21 protein-coding genes and 1 pseudogene are annotated in these 18,329 nt (G+C 67.9%); 9 read left to right on the forward strand and 13 right to left on the reverse strand.

Going from position 1 to position 18,329, the window contains the following annotated elements; translation table 11 throughout:
- Positions 1-5: 5 nt before the first annotated feature.
- The 4 genes and pseudogenes from QFZ53_RS09100 to xseA form a co-directional block, all read right to left on the reverse strand.
- Positions 6-657: pseudogene (locus QFZ53_RS09100) on the reverse strand (carbonic anhydrase).
- A complete protein-coding gene (locus QFZ53_RS09105; RefSeq protein ID WP_307295575.1) occupies positions 654-1,298 on the reverse strand; it encodes a DUF4245 family protein in 645 nt (214 codons plus the stop codon). Before QFZ53_RS09105 ends, QFZ53_RS09100 begins: the two are co-directional and overlap by 4 nt.
- Positions 1,295-1,525, reverse strand: coding sequence for an exodeoxyribonuclease VII small subunit (locus QFZ53_RS09110; protein ID WP_045259082.1), 231 nt, complete (start codon positions 1,523-1,525; stop codon positions 1,295-1,297). The genes QFZ53_RS09105 and QFZ53_RS09110 overlap by 4 nt, the downstream gene beginning before the upstream one ends.
- Before the next feature lie 127 nt (positions 1,526-1,652).
- Positions 1,653-2,930, reverse strand: a complete 1,278-nt coding sequence (gene xseA, locus QFZ53_RS09115; protein ID WP_307295578.1) for an exodeoxyribonuclease VII large subunit — start codon at positions 2,928-2,930, stop codon at positions 1,653-1,655.
- Positions 2,931-2,983: 53 nt separating this feature from the next.
- Between xseA and QFZ53_RS09120 the strand changes: the two genes are divergently transcribed.
- The 3 genes from QFZ53_RS09120 to QFZ53_RS09130 all read left to right on the forward strand — a co-directional run bounded on the left by QFZ53_RS09120 (position 2,984) and on the right by QFZ53_RS09130 (position 5,388).
- Complete coding sequence (locus QFZ53_RS09120) at positions 2,984-4,063, forward strand: 4-hydroxy-3-methylbut-2-enyl diphosphate reductase (protein ID WP_292910754.1); 1,080 nt, start codon at positions 2,984-2,986, stop codon at positions 4,061-4,063.
- 267 nt (positions 4,064-4,330) lie between these two features.
- A complete protein-coding gene (locus QFZ53_RS09125; protein ID WP_307295581.1) occupies positions 4,331-4,843 on the forward strand; it encodes a DUF6264 family protein in 513 nt (170 codons plus the stop codon).
- Positions 4,840-5,388, forward strand: coding sequence for an MOSC domain-containing protein (locus QFZ53_RS09130; RefSeq protein WP_307295582.1), 549 nt, complete (start codon positions 4,840-4,842; stop codon positions 5,386-5,388). The genes QFZ53_RS09125 and QFZ53_RS09130 overlap by 4 nt, the downstream gene beginning before the upstream one ends.
- A gap of 69 nt (positions 5,389-5,457) precedes the next feature.
- On the opposite strand, the gene fbaA is transcribed toward QFZ53_RS09130, so the two are convergent.
- Positions 5,458-6,486: a class II fructose-bisphosphate aldolase gene (gene fbaA, locus QFZ53_RS09135; protein WP_292910748.1), complete on the reverse strand. Its 1,029-nt coding sequence runs from the start codon at positions 6,484-6,486 to the stop codon at positions 5,458-5,460.
- Between the two features lie 183 nt (positions 6,487-6,669).
- Here fbaA and glpX point away from each other — a divergent pair, with 183 nt between their 5' ends.
- On the forward strand, positions 6,670-7,656 hold the full coding sequence (gene glpX, locus QFZ53_RS09140) for a class II fructose-bisphosphatase (protein ID WP_307295585.1): 987 nt from the start codon (positions 6,670-6,672) through the stop codon (positions 7,654-7,656).
- A 158-nt stretch (positions 7,657-7,814) separates the two neighbouring features.
- Positions 7,815-8,105: a hypothetical protein gene (locus QFZ53_RS09145; protein WP_292907091.1), complete on the forward strand. Its 291-nt coding sequence runs from the start codon at positions 7,815-7,817 to the stop codon at positions 8,103-8,105.
- Between the two features lie 30 nt (positions 8,106-8,135).
- Here QFZ53_RS09145 and QFZ53_RS09150 read toward each other — a convergent pair whose 3' ends face one another.
- From QFZ53_RS09150 to QFZ53_RS09180, 7 genes are all read right to left on the reverse strand, one after another.
- Positions 8,136-9,416, reverse strand: a complete 1,281-nt coding sequence (locus QFZ53_RS09150) for a DNA recombination protein RmuC (RefSeq protein ID WP_307295588.1) — start codon at positions 9,414-9,416, stop codon at positions 8,136-8,138.
- A 53-nt stretch (positions 9,417-9,469) separates the two neighbouring features.
- A complete protein-coding gene (locus QFZ53_RS09155; RefSeq protein WP_307295590.1) occupies positions 9,470-10,024 on the reverse strand; it encodes a hypothetical protein in 555 nt (184 codons plus the stop codon).
- Positions 10,017-10,544, reverse strand: coding sequence for a hypothetical protein (locus QFZ53_RS09160; RefSeq protein WP_307295592.1), 528 nt, complete (start codon positions 10,542-10,544; stop codon positions 10,017-10,019). The genes QFZ53_RS09155 and QFZ53_RS09160 overlap by 8 nt, the downstream gene beginning before the upstream one ends.
- Positions 10,545-10,555: 11 nt before the next feature.
- Positions 10,556-12,328, reverse strand: coding sequence for an alpha/beta hydrolase (locus QFZ53_RS09165; protein WP_307295594.1), 1,773 nt, complete (start codon positions 12,326-12,328; stop codon positions 10,556-10,558).
- The gene (locus QFZ53_RS09170; protein WP_292907101.1) at positions 12,325-12,621 is read right to left on the reverse strand and encodes a hypothetical protein; all 297 of its coding nucleotides are present in this window, start codon (positions 12,619-12,621) and stop codon (positions 12,325-12,327) included. Before QFZ53_RS09170 ends, QFZ53_RS09165 begins: the two co-directional genes overlap by 4 nt.
- A complete protein-coding gene (locus QFZ53_RS09175; protein WP_307295597.1) occupies positions 12,618-13,154 on the reverse strand; it encodes a hypothetical protein in 537 nt (178 codons plus the stop codon). Before QFZ53_RS09175 ends, QFZ53_RS09170 begins: the two co-directional genes overlap by 4 nt.
- Positions 13,155-13,256: 102 nt before the next feature.
- Positions 13,257-13,865, reverse strand: coding sequence for a 3'-5' exonuclease (locus QFZ53_RS09180; RefSeq protein ID WP_307295598.1), 609 nt, complete (start codon positions 13,863-13,865; stop codon positions 13,257-13,259).
- Positions 13,866-13,924: 59 nt separating this feature from the next.
- Between QFZ53_RS09180 and QFZ53_RS09185 the strand changes: the two genes are divergently transcribed.
- From QFZ53_RS09185 to QFZ53_RS09195, 3 genes are all read left to right on the forward strand, one after another.
- Positions 13,925-14,665 (forward strand): class I SAM-dependent methyltransferase, encoded by a 741-nt coding sequence (locus QFZ53_RS09185; RefSeq protein ID WP_307295600.1) that lies wholly within the window; start codon positions 13,925-13,927, stop codon positions 14,663-14,665.
- A gap of 161 nt (positions 14,666-14,826) precedes the next feature.
- The gene (gene ychF / locus QFZ53_RS09190; protein WP_292907109.1) at positions 14,827-15,900 is read left to right on the forward strand and encodes a redox-regulated ATPase YchF; all 1,074 of its coding nucleotides are present in this window, start codon (positions 14,827-14,829) and stop codon (positions 15,898-15,900) included.
- A 75-nt stretch (positions 15,901-15,975) separates the two neighbouring features.
- Positions 15,976-16,644: a hypothetical protein gene (locus QFZ53_RS09195; protein WP_307295602.1), complete on the forward strand. Its 669-nt coding sequence runs from the start codon at positions 15,976-15,978 to the stop codon at positions 16,642-16,644.
- A 52-nt stretch (positions 16,645-16,696) separates the two neighbouring features.
- Here the strand turns inward: QFZ53_RS09195 and QFZ53_RS09200 are convergent, their stop codons facing one another.
- Complete coding sequence (locus QFZ53_RS09200) at positions 16,697-17,368, reverse strand: class I SAM-dependent methyltransferase (protein ID WP_307295604.1); 672 nt, start codon at positions 17,366-17,368, stop codon at positions 16,697-16,699.
- A 94-nt stretch (positions 17,369-17,462) separates the two neighbouring features.
- Between QFZ53_RS09200 and QFZ53_RS09205 the strand changes: the two genes are divergently transcribed.
- The gene (locus QFZ53_RS09205; protein WP_307295605.1) at positions 17,463-18,287 is read left to right on the forward strand and encodes a DNA-formamidopyrimidine glycosylase family protein; all 825 of its coding nucleotides are present in this window, start codon (positions 17,463-17,465) and stop codon (positions 18,285-18,287) included.
- Positions 18,288-18,329 lie beyond the last annotated feature (42 nt).

An 18,329-nucleotide genomic window follows, 5' to 3' on the forward strand; every position in this document is an offset into this window, starting at 1 on the left:
TGGTGCTATCGGGGGTCTGTGGTGTCGAGGCCGACCGTGATGACGGGGACGGCGGTGCCTTCGGACAGGCGGTAGTTGGCGCCGACGATGCCCAGCCGGCCCTCGGCGACGGCGTCCGCTGATCAGCTCGGACGACTGCAGCAGATCGCGCACGGTGTTGCGCAGGTGCTCCTGGCCGACGAGTTCGGAATCGATGTCGGCGACCGTCGTGCCGCCGTTCTCGACCAGCACCTTGCGGGCGGCGGGCACGATCGGTGCGATGAGCTTCCAGATGTGCGGCGGCAGGGGCGCGGCGTCGATCGCGGTGCCGTCGATCGCGGCCCGGACGGCGCCGCACGAGTCGTGGGCCAGCACGACGATCAGCGGCACATCGAGCACGGCGACCGCGTACTCGAGGCTCGCCACGATCGACTCGCCGATGACCTGCCCGGCGTTGCGGACGACGAAGAGGTCGCCGAGTCCCAGGTCGAAGATGATCTCGGCCGCAAGACGCGAGTCGGAGCATCCGAACAGGGTCGCGACGGGATTCTGCGCGGCCGCGAGGGTCTTGCGACGGGCGACGTCCTGGTTGGGATGAGCGGGCGCGTCGGCGACGAAGCGCTGGTTACCCTCCTGCATCTGCTTCCAGGCGGCAGCGGGGGTGAGCGTCCGGGTCATGATGCCTCCGAGAGCGAATCGATCTGCGGTGTGAGGGATTCGGCGAGCTCTGCTGTCGAATCGGCCGATCGTGAGCCGTAGAGCAGCACGTAGTCGGCCCCGACCTGCGTGCCGATCGCGTACGTGATGTTCTGCTTCGCACCGGCGTCGCCGGGCTCGTACACATCCCACTCCCGACCGTCGATCCTGACGGTGTCGGTCGTCGCGGTGCCGTTCAGACGCTGCGGCGCCCAGGACGAGTCCGCGTCGAAGGCCTGGGCGAACTTGATGAATCCGCGTTCGTCCTCGTCTTTCGGGGCGAGCGTGACATCCCAGACCACGGTCGAGCCGCTCGTGAGCTCGGCCTTGTTCACTCGCCAGAATGTGCCCGGTTCGGGCACGATGACGGCGCGATCCATGGTCGATTCGACGTCTGCGGAGATGGCGGCGAGGTCGACGTGAGGCGCGGATGCCGGCTCGCCGCGGGGAACCGCGAAGACGATGACCGCGACGACGGCGAGAGTGACGATGAGGGCGGCGACCAGGCTGCGCACGTTCTGGCTGGATCGGTACGCGCGGCTGGACTCCGCCTTGCGTGCAGCGGTCTCCTCCGGGGTCTCTGGTCGGCCGAGCTCGGCGACGATCGGCGCGGGCTTGTTCACGATTCGTCCTCGTCGGATGCCGCCGACCGGGCGGCGTCGAGGCGGCGCTTCGCGCCGAGGAGCCACTCCTCGCAGCGGGCGGCCAGCGCCTCGCCGCGCTCCCAGAGGGCCAGCGACTGCTCGAGAGTCGGTGCGCCCTGTTCGAGCTCGGAGACCACTCTGACGAGTTCGTCGCGAGCGGCTTCGAACGACAGAGTCTCAACGGGGGTGTCGTTCTGCGCGCTCATTCCTCCATCCTACGTCGTGCCGCGGACGCCCGCCGGCAGACGGAATCGGCGAAGCATCCCCCGATCTGGCGTGTCGCCCCTGGAGTCGTGACAGGCCCAGGGCGTCGACGCGAGCGGGGGCGCCGACTCAGCGCCCTTCGGAGATCTCGCCGTCGGAGACGGCCGCCAGAGAACCCCGGTCGACAGTGATCGTGAGTGCGGTGCCGGCGGGCGCATCCGCCGCGTCGCGGAGGATGACACCTCCCTCGAGATGAGCGATGGCGTAACCGCGCGCGAGAGTCGCGGCGGGCGAGAGCGCGCGCAGTGATGCACGCAGCTCGGTGGTCCGGCGACCGGCCGTGTCCAGCTGCCGTGAGACCGTGTCGCGTCCGCGCGACAGCAGCAGCCAGAGTTCCTGCGCGCGTGTCTCGATGATCGGGTCGGGGGAGCGCAGCACCGGACGCGATCGCAGCTGCTCCAGCTGTGCGATGTCGTGACCGACGCGCTGAGTGAGCCTCATGGTCGCGCGAGAGCGCAGCTGGGCGATGAGCGCGCGCTGCTCGCCGACGTCTGGCACCACGCGCTTGGCGGCATCGGTCGGGGTCGACGCGCGGAGATCCGCGACGTCGTCGAGCAGCGGATGGTCGTTCTCATGACCGATCGCGCTGACGACGGGAGTGGATGCCGCGGCCACCGCGCGGATCAGCCGCTCGTCGCTGAACCCGAGCAGCGTCTGGGGGTCGCCACCGCCGCGGGCGATGATGATCACGTCGATCTCGGGATCGGCTTCGAGCCGCGCGAGGGCGGCGAGCGTGTCCGGCACGCAGCGATCGCCCTGCACTGCCGCATACTCCGTGCGGAAGCGCACCTGGGGCCAGCGCAGTTCGGCGTTGCGATGCACGTCCTTCTCGGCATCCGATCGCTCGCCCGTGATCAGGCCGATCACGTGGGGGAGGAACGGAAGGCGCTTCTTGCGGGCGGAGTCGAACAGCCCCTCCTGGCGCAGCTGCGCCCGGAGCCGTTCGAGTCGTTCGAGCTGATCGCCGAGTCCGACGTGCTTCATGGCCGAGACGGCGAAGCTGAAGTCGCCGCTCTTGACGAAGTAGTCCGACTTGACTGCGGTGACGACATGGTCGCCCACGCCGAGGTCGTTCGGGATCCGTGCACGCACGCTCGACCAGATGCGGATCGAGATCTGAGCATCGGAGCGCGTGTCCTTGAGCCGGGCGAACACGTTGCCGGCGCGCACGTTCCACGACGTGATCTCGCCCTCCACCCACACCGTGTTCCACCGCGCGATGAAGTCGCGGATGGTGGCGTTCAGCCGCGCGACCGAGGTCGGGGCGTCTGCCGTGGAGTCGCGGGGCGCGACCGCATCGGCCGGGGGCGTCTCGCCTGGGCCCGTCGCGGCTTCGAAGACCGTCATGTGCTCTCGTCTCTACCCGGCTCTGTACAGCTTGGCGGCGGTAGAATTCACATGTGACTTCGACTGCCGTGCATCTGCCTTCTCCGCGTGTCCCTCGAGTGCGTGCGGCGGCCGGGCGGCTTCAGGATAACCCGGTCGACGGACGCAAGAGGGTTCTGCTCGCCGCACCCCGCGGATACTGCGCCGGTGTCGACCGTGCGGTCGTCGCGGTCGAGAAGGCGCTCGAGCGCTACGGCGCCCCCGTCTACGTCCGCAAGCAGATCGTCCACAACATCCACGTCGTCACAGAGCTCGAGGACAAGGGCGCGATCTTCGTCGAAGAGGTCGACGAGGTCCCCGAGGGCGCACACGTCGTCTTCAGCGCGCACGGAGTCTCGCCGGCGGTCGTGAACGCGGCATCCGATCGAGGTCTGCACGCGATCGACGCGACCTGCCCGCTGGTCACCAAGGTGCACCGGGAGGCTGTGCGGTTCGCCCGTGACGACTTCGAGATCCTCCTGATCGGCCATGAAGGCCACGAAGAGGTCGAGGGCACCGCGGGCGAGGCCCCCGAGCATGTGACCATCGTGAACTCGCCGGCCGAGGCCGACACCGTCCAGGTGAAGGACCCCTCTAAGGTCGTCTGGCTGTCGCAGACCACGCTCTCGGTCGACGAGACGATGGAGACGGTGAACCGCCTCCGGACACGCTTCCCCGAACTGCACAACCCGCCGTCCGACGACATCTGCTACGCCACGCAGAACCGACAGGTCGCCATCAAGAAGGTCGCGGCTGCCGCCGACCTCGTGATCGTCGTCGGCTCGTCGAACTCGTCCAACAGCGTGCGGCTCGTCGAGGTCGCCCTCGAGCACGGCGCCAAGGCGGCCTATCGGGTCGACTACGCCGAAGAGGTCAAGCAGGAGTGGCTCGACGGCGTCGCGACGGTCGGCGTGACCAGCGGAGCATCCGTTCCCGAAGTCCTCGTGCGCGAGGTGCTTGACGCGCTCGACGGCGCCGGTTACCACGACGTCGAAGAGGTGCGCACGGCGGAGGAGGACCTCATGTTCTCCCTGCCCAAGGAGCTGCGACAGGACGCGGCGGGTCAGCGGGATGCGCGGGCGCTCGGCGGTCGGGTCTCGGGCGCAGCGGTCTGACCGCTGCCGCTCTCACGGTGGTTCACGATTCGATCGAACTGCATCTAGCGCTTTGGCATGCGCTTTCCTATGATCGGAGTTGCAGACGTCAGAGCATCGACGCTGCAGGTGGTGGATCGTCCCCAGCGTTCCGCGACCGACTTGGATGACGAGCGTCCCCAGTGCTCCGAGTCCGCGGCCCCGAGGAAGTCCCCACTTCGCCGGGGCCGCCGTCAGTTTCAGGGCCTGCTGTGAACCGCTCCGACATCGGGCCGTTAGCATGGCGGGATGAGCGATCAGCGGCCCCAGTACGGCGAACTCGCGACTCCGGAGGAGCAGCGCAGAGCTGCGGGGCTCCCGCCGCTGAGCGAAGTCGCCCCCGCGGCGCCCGAGCCGATCGCGGCGGCTGCGGCACCCGCATCCGCCCGGCCTCACCCGGTCGATCGCTTCGCGACGATCGCCCTCCTGGCCTACGGCCTCGTGAACGTCGTGATGACCGGGATGTCGTATCTCGATCTGCCCACGGTCCTGAACGAGGTCATGAAGATCCTCGGCATCGAGGGTGAGTTCACCGACTACGCGGCAGGGCGCCTGTGGGGCACTGTGGCCGCCGTCGTGCTCGCTGTCGGCTGGACCGCCACCGCCGTGCTGTCGGTCCGCCGACTGCGCCGCGGACGGATCACGTGGTGGCTGCCGATCGTCGGAGCGGTCGTGACGTCGTTCCTCGCCGGCATCTGCGTGATGGTCGCGATGATGGGAGATCCGGCGTTCGCCGACTACATCGTCAAGGCGGGATCGTGAGCCGGCTCGTGGCGGTGTGTGCTGTCCATCGGCTGCTGCCCGATGCCGGAACGGTCGGCATCACCGCGATCGACAAGAGAGCCGTCGACGGGCCGGTGAAGGTGGGGCCCTACGGCGCGTATGCGGATGTGCAGGCAGATCGCAAGCACCACGGCGGTCTCGAGAAGGCCCTGTACGCGTATTCGCAGGAGGACGCCGACTACTGGGCGTCGGAGCTGGCGCGAGAGCTGCCACCCGGCTGGTTCGGCGAGAATCTACGCGTCGAGGGCATCGACGTGAACGCCGCACTCGTGGGGGAGCAGTGGCGGATCGGGGCGAGCGTGATCGTCGAGGTCACGATGCCGCGCACCCCCTGTCAGACGTTCGCCCGGCGCGTGGGTGGGGACGCCGAGCGTGGATGGGTGAGGCGATTCTCCGAAGCGCGCCGCCTCGGTCCGTACCTGCGCGTCGTCAAGAACGGCAAGATCGAGGCCGGCGACGAGATCGTCGTGCTGCACCGCCCTGAGGGCGCGTCGACCATCCTCGACATCTACACCGGTCCTTGACGCAGAGGATCCTTCGAGGAAAAGAGAATGCCCCGGCCGTCGCGACCGGGGCATTCTTCGTTTAGCGCGTCAGCTCTTGGACTGGCCGTAGGAGCCGAGCTGGCGGGTCGACTCGACGACGCGCGCGGCCATCGCGGACTCCGCGACCTTGCCCCAGGCGCGAGGGTCGTACTGCTTCTTGTTGCCGACCTCGCCGTCGACCTTCAGGACGCCGTCGTAGTTCTTGAACATGTAGTCGGCGATCGCTCGGGTGTAGGCGTACTGCGTGTCGGTGTCGATGTTCATCTTGATGACGCCGTTGGCGACCGCCAGCGCGATCTCCTCGTCGGTGGAGCCGGAGCCGCCGTGGAAGACCAGGTCGAGCGGCTTGGCGGACGTGTTGTACTTCGCGGCGACCTGCTGCTGGATCTCGCCCAGCAGTTCCGGACGCAGCTTCACGCCACCCGGCTTGTAGACGCCGTGCACGTTGCCGAAGGTGAGTGCGGCGATGTAGCGGCCCTGCTCGCCGAGCCCGAGAGCCTGTACTGCCTGGTCGACGTCGGCGAAGGTCGTGTAGAGGGCATCGTTCGAGCCCTCGTGCTGCACGCCGTCCTCCTCACCGCCGACGACGCCGATCTCGACCTCGAGGATCGCGTTGATGGCCTTCATGCGGGGGAGGAGGTCCTTGGCGATCTCGATGTTCTCCGCGAGCGGCACAGCCGAGCCGTCCCACATGTGCGACTGGAAGATCGGGTTGCGACCGGCCTTCACCTCTTCTTCGGAGGCGGCGATCAGCGGCTCGACGAAGCCCGCGAGCGCGTCCTTCGGGCAGTGGTCAGTGTGCAGTGCGACCGTGATCGGGTAGTTCTTGGCGACCTCGGTCGCGAACCGGGCGAAAGCGAGAGCACCGGTCGCGCGAGCCTTGACGGTGTGCCCGGCGAAGTAGTCGGCACCCCCGGTGGTCACCTGGATGATGCCGTCGGAGCCGGCCTCGGTCAGGCCCTGGAGGACGGAGTTGATGGTCTGCGAGCTGGACACGTTGAATGCGGGGTACGCGAAGCCGCCGGCCTTCGCGCGGTCGAGCATTTCGGCGTACTGATCCGGGGTGGCGACGGGCATGAGAACTCCTGCGATTAGGTGAAGCCGGGACAGATGTCACTCTATCTGGGCATGCGAGCGGATGCCGTCGGAGTGACGCCCTCGACGATGCTCGCCTGCCATTCTGTTAAGAATCGAAATTCCTTCACCGTCGAACGAGAGAAAACCCCCGCCGAGGGAGGTGGAACTGGATACTGTTGCGGCATGGTGAGTCTGACTGGTGATCTGAGCCCTCTTCGTCCCGACCGCAACCTCGCGATGGAGCTGGTCCGCGCGACCGAGGCCGCGGCGATCCGCGCGGTGCCGTTCATCGGACGCGGTGCGAAGGAAGCGGCCGACGGCGCGGCGGTCGACGCCATGCGCGCCTTCCTCGGCACGGTCGCCTTCCAGGGCCAGGTCGTGATCGGCGAGGGCGAGAAGGACAACGCGCCGATGCTGTTCAACGGCGAGGTCGTCGGCACCGGAACCGGTCCGCTGTGCGACATCGCCGTCGACCCCATCGACGGCACCTCGCTCACGGCCGCCGGCCGTCAGAACGCGCTCTCGGTGATCGCGGTGTCCGACCGGGGCACCATGCTCGACGCCTCCAGCGTGTTCTACATGGACAAGCTCGTCACAGGGCCCGCGGGCGTCGGCGTCGTCGACATCCGCCTTCCCATCGGCGAGAACATCCGCCGTCTCTCCGCGGCCCTCGGGAAGCCGGTCGACGAGATCGTCGTCTCGGTGCTGAACCGTCCGCGTCATGAGCAGCTCATCCAGGACATCCGGGACGCCGGAGCCGGCACCCGTCTCATGAGCGACGGCGATGTCGCCGGTGGCATCAACGCCGCCCGACACGGCGCCCGCACCGACATGTGCGTCGGCGTCGGCGGAAGCCCGGAGGGCATCGTCACCGCCTGTGCGATCAAGGCTCTGGGCGGTCACATCCAGGGTCGACTCTGGCCGCGGGACGACGACGAGCGTCAGCGCGGTATCGATGCGGGTCTCGACATGGACAAGGTCTATGAGGCCGACGATCTCGTCAAGGGCGACAACACGATCTTCGTCGCGACGGGCGTCACCGATGGGCAGCTCGTCGCGGGCGTGCGTCGCGAGGGCGGATACATCTACACCGAGAGCGTCGTGCTGCGCGGCGCGTCTGGAACGCTGCGTCGCATCGCATCGGAGCACCTCGTCTCGAAGTGGCTCTGATCCGCCACCTCGACTGAGCGCCGGTCGGCATCGTTACCGAGACGGAACCGTGCCTGCGAGCGTGCAACCGGGAGTCCGTCGCGCCTCGTGTCACAATTGTCACTGGGTTTCTCACCGCCGACGGGTCGCACGACCCCGAAGGCACAGGAGGCGAGCAGATGACCACGCAGCACACGAACGGCCCCAAGGCCGCCGACACGAAGATCGTGACCACGAACACGGGTCGCATCCTCCGAGTCAGCGCCGATGACGTCGATGCGGCTGCGCGTGCCGCCGCAGCACCAGTTGCGGTCGTGCACCCGATCGACCCCGCTCGCCGTGCAGATGTGCTGTTCCGCAAGCGTCGCGACGAGGGGCACGAGCTCAGCGCGTGGTGGATGATCGGCGCATTCCTCGCGACGAGCGGCCTGGTCATCCTGCTGCTGTCGGGTGTGCCCGGCGTCGCCTGACCGCCGCATCCTCTCAGACCTCGTCTGCCTTCAGACCTCGTCGATCCGGGTCCGGATCTCGCCGATCTCGGCGCGCACGGGTTCCACGGCCTCCTCGTCTGCGTGCGGTAGGACAGCAGGCTCCGGGGATCGCACCGGGTCAGCGACCAGTTCGGTCGCGGTGAACCGGCGGGCGCTCGCCTCGATCACCTGGGGCGCTGCGTCGAGCGTGGAGGAATCGATACCCGGGAACTGGCGCGCCGTCACCAGTACCCGGCTTTCCAGCGAGCCCGCGAAGCGGTTGTAGCTGTCGACCGTGCGCTCGAGCGCCTTGCGCAGGTCGTCGGCGTGCCCGGCGAGCACACCGAGGCGGTCGTACAGCTGCGTGCCGAGGTTCAACAGTGCCTTCGCCTCGGTCGACACCTCCTGCTGCGTCCACGTGTACGCCACGGTCTTCAGCACAGCCCACAGGTTCACCGGCGAGGCGAGCGCGACGCGCCGGCTGAAGGCGTAGTCGAGCAGGGTCGGGTCTTCGTCGATCGCCGCGGCGAGCAGCGACTCGCTGGGCAGGAAGCAGATCACGAACTCGGGGCTCGCATCGAGTCCTGACCAGTAGGCCTTCTTCGCGAGAGCGTCGATGTGGGCGCGGACCGCCTTCACATGCTTCTGCATGTGCAGGCGTCGCTGGGCCTCGTGCGCGTCGCCGACAGGCAGCGCAGACGCCTCGAGATAGGCGTCGAGCGGCACCTTGGCATCCACCGGGATGGAGGCGCCGCCGGCCAGCCGGATCACCATGTCGGGTCGTCCTGTGCCCCGGTCGGAGGAGATCGTCGACTGCAGATCGAAGTCGACGTGGCGGGTGAGACCTGCGGCCTCGACCACACGCCTCAGCTGCGTCTCACCCCAGACGCCTCGTGTCGCCGTCGACTTCAGTGCCCCGGCGAGCGACTCGGTGGTGGCACGAAGAGCCTCATCGGACTCCTGGGCACGGCGCAGCTGCTCGGCGAGCGAGCCGAACTGCGCGTGACGCTCCTGCTCGATCGCCGCCACCTTGCTCTGCATCTGCTGCAGGCTCTCGCGCACCGGTGCGAGAGCGGTGAGGACGGCGTTCTGCTGCTGCACTCTCTGCGCCTCTGCACGCTGCTCCTCTCGGGAGTGCTCGACGGCGTCGCGGTACAGGTCGTACTGGCGGTCGCGGTCGTCGCGGGCTGCGGCGAGCTCGGCCTGAGCACGAGCGAGGTCGGCAGACCCGCGCGACGCGCGCACGTACCAGCCGAGCGCACCGCCCGCGGCGAGGGCGATGAGCAGGAGAACCACGGTGAGAGCATCCATGTCTTCATGATGCTCCCGGCATCCGACATCGCCGTGTTCATCGGATCGCCTGTTCACTCCCGGGGGAGGATCTCCCGCTCGAACTCCGCGTAGTCGGTCTTGTACTCGCCTTCGGGCGTTTCGACGCACGCGTTCGACTGCCGGATGCCGATCTCGAGCTCGTCGGCGCCGTATCGCGTGGCGCCGACCGTGAATCCACCGGTCTTGAGGTCGATCGTGATGTCGTCGCGAGTCAGCCGCGCGTTCGGATCGTCGCCGCCGATCTCTCCCTCATGGGCCCAGCCGAGCGATTCCAGCTCGGCCGCGACATCCTCGACCGCCGCTTGCCGGTCTTCCCCGACCTTGGCGCTTCCACCTGCGTGATACGCCACACCCCACCCGGTGAGGCTCCCGCCGCACTGTTCCAGATATCCGGCGACGCCGGCGTCGCTCAGATCTGCTGTGTCAAGGGCCTGCAGCACATCCTGCGCGGCATCGTCGACCACGGCTGCGTGCTTGTCGAGCTCTGCGCGCGCGCCATCGTGCGTGGCAGAGCACGCGGTGAGCAGCAGCGAGAGGGCTGCGAGGGCCGCGGTCTTCGTGAGGATGCCCGTCACGCGGTCATGCACGGGGGAGGATCTTCTTCTCGAGGTCCGCGAAATCGGTGTCGTGGACGCCGTCCGGCACACGCACGCAAGCGTCGGCATGGGTGATTCCGACCTGCATCTCGTCTTCTCCATAGGTCTTGCCGCCGATCACCGCGCCCCCGGCCTTCACGTCGATCGTCACGTCGTCCCGAGTGAACCGGGCCGACATCCGGTCGTCGCCGATCTCGCCCTCGTGCCGCCATCCGAGCGATTGAAGCTCTTCCGTCATGGTGTCGATCGCCCCGGCCAGGTCCTCTCCGACCGTCGCCGACGCGCCTGCGCTGTACGCCAGGCCCGGCTTGAGGCTGCCGCCGCAGTACTCGACACGTCCCGCGGCGGAAGCGCCCTGCAATCCCGCGGCATCCATGGCGAGCAGCACGTCCTGGGCAGCCGTGTTCAGCGTGTCCGCGCGGCGCTCGAGTTCTTCGCGGGCACCGGACGGTGTCGGCGCGCAGCCCGTGAACAGCAGTGTGAGCAGACCCACGACGGCGATCCCTCCCATCAGTCTTCTCATCAGTCCATCCCGGTGTCCGAGCGGTCCCGCTCGTTCGACGTGGGATCGCGATCCCATTCCGGGTCGACAGGGTCGCGCCACCAAGGATCGTACGACTGATCGGCGCTGTTCGTGTCGTCTCCGTGCCCGTCGACGATGCGGCCCAGATTGTAGAGCGACTCCGTGTCTCGATCGAAGTACTTCTCGTGGTCGGTCGTGTTGATGACAGGCCAGCGACTGGTCGACTCCGCTTCGAATCTCTGGGCGCCGAAGTCCTCCGACGAGGGATCCATGCCCAGGCCGACGTCGAAGACGTCATCCTTCCCGACCCAGCCTTCGTCGCCGAGGAAGCCCACCAGATCGCGGCTGTTACGGCCGGCGTAGACGTGATCCGCCCCGACGCTGAAGTCCGAGGCGTTCTCGGCAGGTCCCGTGCCGGGGCTTCCCACGAGCGCGACGTCGTCGACGGCGAGGTCGTGATCCGTCGCCGCGAAGGACGTCGTCGTGGATCCGTAGCTGTGCCCGATCGCCGTCATATGGGCCGGATCGTCCGCCCGCGAGGCGCGCAGGCCGTCGACCGCGTCCGCGAGCCGCGAACCGCCCTCCTCGGCGTAGCTCTCCGAGGGCACCTCGCCCCATTCGAGCAGGTCGCCCGCCGGTGTGTCGTATCCGAGCCAGAAGAGCGTCGCGACACTCGACCCGTCACCGCCATAGCGCGCGCTCTCGTACAGGTTGGCCGCCTGCTGGGCGTATCCGGGAGCATCCGTCATCTCCGTGCGGATGCCGGGGATCTGGATCGACACGTCATCCGCCGTGTCGAGATCGCCGACGCCGATCGCTACGCGGCCGTCGCCGTCGAAGGCATCGGGATCATACAGCCACAGCGTCCCACCCGGCTTCTCGTCGGTGCCCGGCACGACATAGTCGTCGGCGAGCTTCAACGCCGTTTCGGCGGCTTCGGCGTTCTCGAGTCGCTGCCGTTCGGCGGAGGTGAGCGTGCCCTCTTCCTCCTTCAGACGGAGCTCGGTCAGGTCGCTGTCGAGCAGCAGCCGGTTCGCGTCGTCACGCGTCCGCGCCGGCAGACCGTCGGCGCTTCCGAGCCGCTCCGGGTAAGCGGCGATCAGCGCGTCCTGCTCGGCCTCGGAGAGCCCCGCCCACCACGCGGCCATCTTCTCTGGGCCGTCGCCGGCAGCGGGCATGCTGCCGATCACGGCGAGGGCGAGCGGATCGATTCCGCCGGTCGCCTTTCTCGCCTCGGAGACCGTGTCAGCCCCGGTGAACAGCTGCACGAGGAAGTCCTCGTTCGCGGTCACTCGCTGCGTGAAGCTCGAGATGTCGGAGAGGATGCCGGATTGTCGTGACGTCAGGCTGCGGGCACGTTCCTGCAGCGCGGCGATCTCGGCCTCCGTCACATCGTCGGCGGCGTTCACGTCGGCGATGAGATCGGTCCGATCGCGGTGGTAGGCGGTGATATCGCCCTGGAGATCGGTGTGCTCGCTCAAGAGGGTGCGAAGCTGTTCGGCGAAGACATCCACTCCGCGTGCGACGCGTTTGAGCGTCGCCGCCATCGGCTCGTGCTTCTTCGCGAAGGCGGCTGCATGGTCGGAGTACGCCGAAGCCGCGTCTCCCAACCACAGGTAGCTGGGGGAGGCCAGGGCTGCCGCCTCCTCGGCGAACTCGCTGATGCGCGTCGCGTTCGAGAGCAGCGTGCCGGAGAAGGCCTCGGCCCCGGCGGCAGAACCTTCAGGGCGATCGACCGGATCGATGGCGGCGGGGACGTCGATCGTGGTCATCGCGTCTCCAGCTGTTCCATGCGCCGCGCGATCTCGGCGTCGAAGCTGGAGTACGTCCCGTGGGTGGAACGCAGCTCGTCGGCGTACACCTCGGAGGCGACGGACGCCGTTCGCTCTGTGGTCTCCCACATTTCGAGGAAGACCCGGGCCGCTCCCGTCGCGACCGTCGGCAGGCCGCTCGTCGATACGGACGAGAGTCCGTCGGCCGCCGCACGCAGCTGCGACGCCTGCGTGCCCCACCGGGGGATCAGGAGCTCGGTCGCGAGCGGGTCGTAGTACACGCCCCCGGTCATGACGCCGAGCCGATCAACTCACGGACGCGACTGGTGCCGACCGGCAGCCCCGCAGACGTGAGGCGCAGGAACAGGCGCCCGGTGTCAGGCGCGTACCCGAAGAGCAGGCTCTCGGAGCCGAGCTCGCCCGGGCGATCGGCGAGCACTCGCGGCAACCCGGTGGGCGGGGTGAACACCTGCCAGCCGTCGGCCGTCAACAGGGTTTCGGCGTCGCGCAGGTGGCCGATGCCCACGGCGGCGGGTGCATCGTCGAGCGTCAGGGTGATGCTGCGACGCACGGAGTCGTCGGTCGGGCCGGGAATCCAGCGGACCGACTGCACCGGCATACCGTGGCTCACGAGCCGGGCCCAGCAGCCGTCCGCTTCGGCGGTCACGAACTCGGCGAACGGTTCAGCAGCTCGCTCCGGCAGTCCGGAATCGGTCACCGGCGGTGCTTCAGGTGGAAGGACGACGATGTCGAGATCGGGATGGCGCCGTCGCACGACCGACCAGAACGGATCCTCGTTCACGGCTGCTGCTGGGTCGTTCGACATGGAGCCCCCTCTGCTCGGATGTGTTCATGCTATGGGGCGGAGTCCACGGCGCAGAGGGGGAGGACTCCCCATGCGCACGGGCAGTCGTACGGCGGGGTGGATTCAGGCGACCGCGCGCTCGGGCGTCGCGCGCTCGGATGTTGCGACGACGGGCTCGGTGATTCGGAGTCCGAGAGAGGCGGCGAGGGCGAAGACGTCGGATGCTCCGGCTCTGAGCGCCGAGTCGATCACGATCTGCGCGCATGCGCGGGCGTCGGCCAGAGCGTCGTGATGCGAGAACTCGGCGAATCCCGCAGCGGCTGCGGCCCGGGGCAGCCGGTACGAGTCGAGGTCGTACGTCTTGCGCGCGACCTGCAGGCTGCACAGCGAGCGGTACGGCGGGCACTCCAGTCCGGTCGCCTCGGACGCCCGGCGCAGTACGTTGACGTCGAAGCCGGCGTTGTGCGCGACCAGCACATCGGCTCCGGCGAACGCGCACAGCCGGTCGAACTGATCGATCCACGAGTCCGCAGTCTGCACGTCTTCGGGCTGGATCCCGTGGATCCTGACGTTCCACTCCTGGAACTCGTCGTGTCCGGCGGGCGGCTGGATCAGCCAGCCCGCGGTGGCGACGACTCGTCCGTCGCGCACGCGCACGAGACCGACCGAGCAGGCGGATGCCGGACTGGAGTTCGCTGTTTCGAAGTCGATCGCGGTGAAATCCAGTGGCACCTCCCCACCTTCTCTCCGACGGCGCGGACGGCTCGGAAGACTCGCCGTAGGCTGGCGACATGACTGACGAGATGGCGACCTCGTTCGGCGCGGAGGCCGAGAACTACGAGGCAGGTCGACCCGAGTACCGTTTCGATGCCGTCGTGTGGATGCTCGAGCCGATGTCCGAGGGATCCCGCCGTATCGCCGATGTGGGTGCGGGGACCGGCAAGCTCACGCGGGTGCTCGCGCATGCACCGGACGCGGAGGTCGTGGCGATCGATCCCGATCCCGCGATGCTCGCGATTCTGCGCGCGACTGTCCCTGGCGTTCCCACATTCCGCGGGTCTGCCGAATCGCTGCCGCTGCCTGACGCCTCCGTCGACGCCGTCGTGCTCGGGCAGGCGTGGCACTGGGTCGACCCCGTTGCGGCGTCGACCGAGATCGGCAGGGTCCTGAGGCCCGGGGGAGTGCTCGGCCTGGTCTGGAACATCCGCGACGAGCGGGAGGGCTGGGTGCGCCGGCTCACGGAGATCATGCACGGCAGCAACGCCGAGATCATGCTCGCAGGCGGCGGTCCCGTCGTCGCGGCGCCCTTCGGACCCCTCGAGGAGGAGTCGTGGGAGTGGGTGCGCCCGATCTCCCGTGCGCAACTGCACAGCATGGCAGCGTCGCGCAGTTACATCATCACCGCGTCCGACGACGAGAAGGCGCGCATCCGACGCGAGATGGACGAGCTGTTCGATGAGCTCGGCCTGCACGCCGACGCGACCATAGATCTGCCCTACGTCACCAGAGCGTTCCGCTCCGTGCGCGAGTAGCCTCGGCATCCGCCCTTCGGCATCCCCCCTTCCTTCCTGACGCGAGAATAGGTCAACCGCACCAGGGCAGGACGGATGCGGACGGAACCTCCTGTTCTCGTGCGGTTGACCTATCGCGGGCAGGCGGGGCGACGGCATCCGCGCCGGTAGACTCGACTCCCGTGGCTCTTACTATCGGGATCGTCGGCCTGCCGAATGTCGGCAAGTCCACCCTCTTCAACGCTCTGACCAAGAACGACGTGCTCGCGGCGAACTATCCGTTCGCGACGATCGAGCCGAACGTCGGCGTGGTCAACCTGCCCGACCCGCGACTGGACACACTCGCGGAGATCTTCAGCAGCGAGCGCATCCTGCCCGCGGCGGTGTCGTTCGTCGACATCGCCGGTATCGTGCGCGGCGCGAGTGAGGGCGAGGGTCTCGGCAACAAGTTCCTCGCAAACATCCGAGAAGCGGATGCCATCGCTCAGGTGGTCCGTGGATTCGCCGACGACGACGTCGTGCACGTCGACGGCACGGTGAACCCGGCATCCGACATGGAGACCATCAATGCCGAGCTCATGCTCGCCGACCTCGAGACCGTGGACAGGGCGATCTCCCGCTACGAGAAAGAGGTGCGCGGCAAGAAGATCGATCCCGTGGTCCTCGAGACCGCCGTCGCCGCGAAGGACGCGCTCGAGCGCGGCGTCCTGCTGTCGGTCTCGGGGCTCGATCTCGCCCCGATCCGCGAGCTGGGTCTGCTCACCTCCAAGCCGGTCATCTTCGTCTTCAACGTCGACGAGGCTGTGCTGACGGATGCCGCGCGCAAGGAGGAGCTCGCCGCTCTCGTCGCGCCCGCGAAGGCCATCTTCCTCGACGCGAAGATCGAGTCCGAGCTCATCGATCTCGACCCCGAAGACGCCGCCGAACTGCTCGCGTCGACCGGGCAGGACGAGTCGGGTCTCGACCAGCTCGCCCGCATCGGCTTCGACACCCTCGGGCTGCAGACCTATCTGACCGCCGGCCCGAAGGAAGCCCGTGCCTGGACGATCGGCAAGGGCTGGAAGGCGCCGCAGGCCGCGGGAGTCATCCACACCGACTTTGAGAAGGGCTTCATCAAGGCCGAGGTCATCTCGTTCGACGACCTCGTCGAGACCGGTTCCGTCGCCGAAGCCCGCGCGAAGGGCAAGGCCCGCCTCGAAGGCAAGGACTACGTCATGCAGGACGGCGACGTGGTGGAGTTCCGCTTCAACAACTGATGCGGGTGACGGCGCGACTCTGACGGCCGCCGAGTCCGCTTCGGCTCGAGTGGCCACGACCTCTAGACTTCCGAGGTGCAGAACGCTCCCACGAGTGCCCGCGGCACCGGGCGCATGGTCCTCATCACCATGGCCGCGGTCGTCGTGTTCGTGCCTGCCCTGCTCGCGGCCTGGATCGGATTCATCTTCCTCGCAGAGCGCGTGGACATGGATCTGACCGCGAACGAGGTGTTCGCCTGGCTCATCGCAGCGATCGTCGCGCTCGTGCTCTGGCCGATCACCTTGCGCGCGACGCGTCGGCAGTTCTGGGCACAACGCCAGCGCAAACTCGGAGATCCGGACCCGGCGAAGAATGTTCCCGGGCCGCCGGTGCCGAAGGTGCGCATCGCCACCGGCGACCTGCTGGGTCGTGTCACGGTCGTGATCCTCGGCGCCCTCGCGCTGCTGCTCATCAGCGGATCGCAGGAGATCACCACGCTTCTCACCCTCGGTATCGGCGCGGCGAGCAGCGGTCCGCGCTCCGCGTGGTTGCTTCTTCAGTTGGCGGTCTTCCTGCTGCTCTTCGCCCTGTTCCTGCCGGTGCTGTGGCTGACCGACCGGACGCTGAAGAGAGTTCCGCCGGCGGATCCACGTCGCCGGGCTCTCGAGATCAGGCAGGACTGGTACCTCGCCGCCGTGACCGCCTGGGTGGCGTGTCTGGTGCTCGGATACCTCTTCGCCTATCTCGTGCTCACCAGGCTCTGAGCACTCGACAGGCGTGCGCAGCGAGCGTCTCAGTGACAGCCGGCGAACGAGGTCAGGGCTTGGTCCACTCGATGGTGTGCCTGAACCCCAGATGACGGCGCATCTTCGCGCCGGGCAGCTCTTCGTCGACGACGACTCGAATCTGGGTGAAGGTCAGCTTCGGGTCCTTCACAGGGAACGGCGCCGCTGCCGACGGCTGCGTTGCGACCCACGGGTGCCTCATGAAGCCGATGATCGGATTCGTGAGCATCGACGCGGCATCCCACAACCGATCGACCGTCGACTCCGGTCGAGCGAGCCCGACGCAGAGGAACCGGCCACCAGGGTTCAGCAGCCGTCGCACCTGCTGAAGCGCGCCGGCGAGGTCGAGATGGTGCAGAACCGCGACCATCGTCACGAGGTCAGCACCGCTCGCGACCTCTTCGAGCCTCTCTGCACCGACCGTCACGTTCGTCATACCTGCGCAACGTGCCATGCTGGCGCGACGCATGCTCGCGTCGATGTCGGTGCCGTGAACGTGCGTGAAATGCTCGGACAGCACGGAGAGGAGTTGTCCGCGACCGCAGCCGACGTCGAGGGCTTCGACTCGTCGACTCGGCAGCCGGGTGATGATCCACTCGTGGAAGGCATCGTTGTGGCTCCAGGGATGCCTGTCGTTCAGTCGGCGCAGGGCGTCGGACGTTCGCCTCCCGAGCCTTCCCTGTGCTGCGCGCCGGATATCCACGACTGCAGTCTCGCATCTTCGGCCAAGGAGGTTCCTGCTCAGCGGATCTTGCAGGCTCCTTCTCGATGTCCTGAGCCGGTGGAAAGATGGGCGCATGCCAGAGTCTCCGGAGGTGCAGGCGCTCGTCGAGTTCCTCGATGAGCGGGTCGAGGGCCGCGTGATCGACGAACTGGAGGTCGCGGAGTTCCGCATCGTCAAGACGCGCGATCGCCCTCCCGTCTCGGTCGTCGGCGCCCGCGTCGCCGGCGTGCGGCGGTTCGGCAAGCACATCGGATTCGAGACGACGGCGGGGTGGCTGATGATCGGATTCGGCCGCAACGGCTGGATCCGATGGCAAGAGGCTGGTGGGCCCCCGAATGACCAGCCAGTGCCGGAGGTCGCGCGCATCGTGCTCGACGACGGTGCGGTCATGCGGATCGTCGAGACAGGCGACTTCCTCGCCGTCACCGCATCGGTCGTAGACCTGCCGACGGACGTCGCAGGCATCGCCGCACTCGGGCCGGATCCGCTCTCGCCGGACTTCTCGCGCGACGACTTAGAGCGTGCGCTCGGAATGCGCCGCAAGCAGATCAAAGCGCTGCTGCAAGAGCAGACGTCTCTCGCAGGTATCGGGAACGCCTACTCGGACGAGATCTTGCACAGGGCCAAGCTGCTGCCTGCCGCACATGCCGCAGTCCTCGATAGCAACGAGCGGGAGCGACTGTTCCACGCCACCGTCGACATCATGCGTGGTGCCGTCGCCGATCGCCGAGGACTGCCGCCAGACCGCCTCAAGCAGGCGAAGGTTGAGGCCATGGCGATACACGGCCGAGGGGGCTCTCCGTGCCCGGTGTGCGGAACGACGATCGTCGACCTCGTGTTCGGGGGAGCGTCGGCGCAGATGTGTCCGCACTGCCAGGCGGAGCAGCCCCGCGAGTGATCGCACTCGCTTGTTCGATTGGTCAGCGCCTGCTGTATAGTC

The organism is Microbacterium natoriense (assembly GCF_030816295.1).
GTDB classification, from domain to species: domain Bacteria; phylum Actinomycetota; class Actinomycetes; order Actinomycetales; family Microbacteriaceae; genus Microbacterium; species Microbacterium natoriense_A.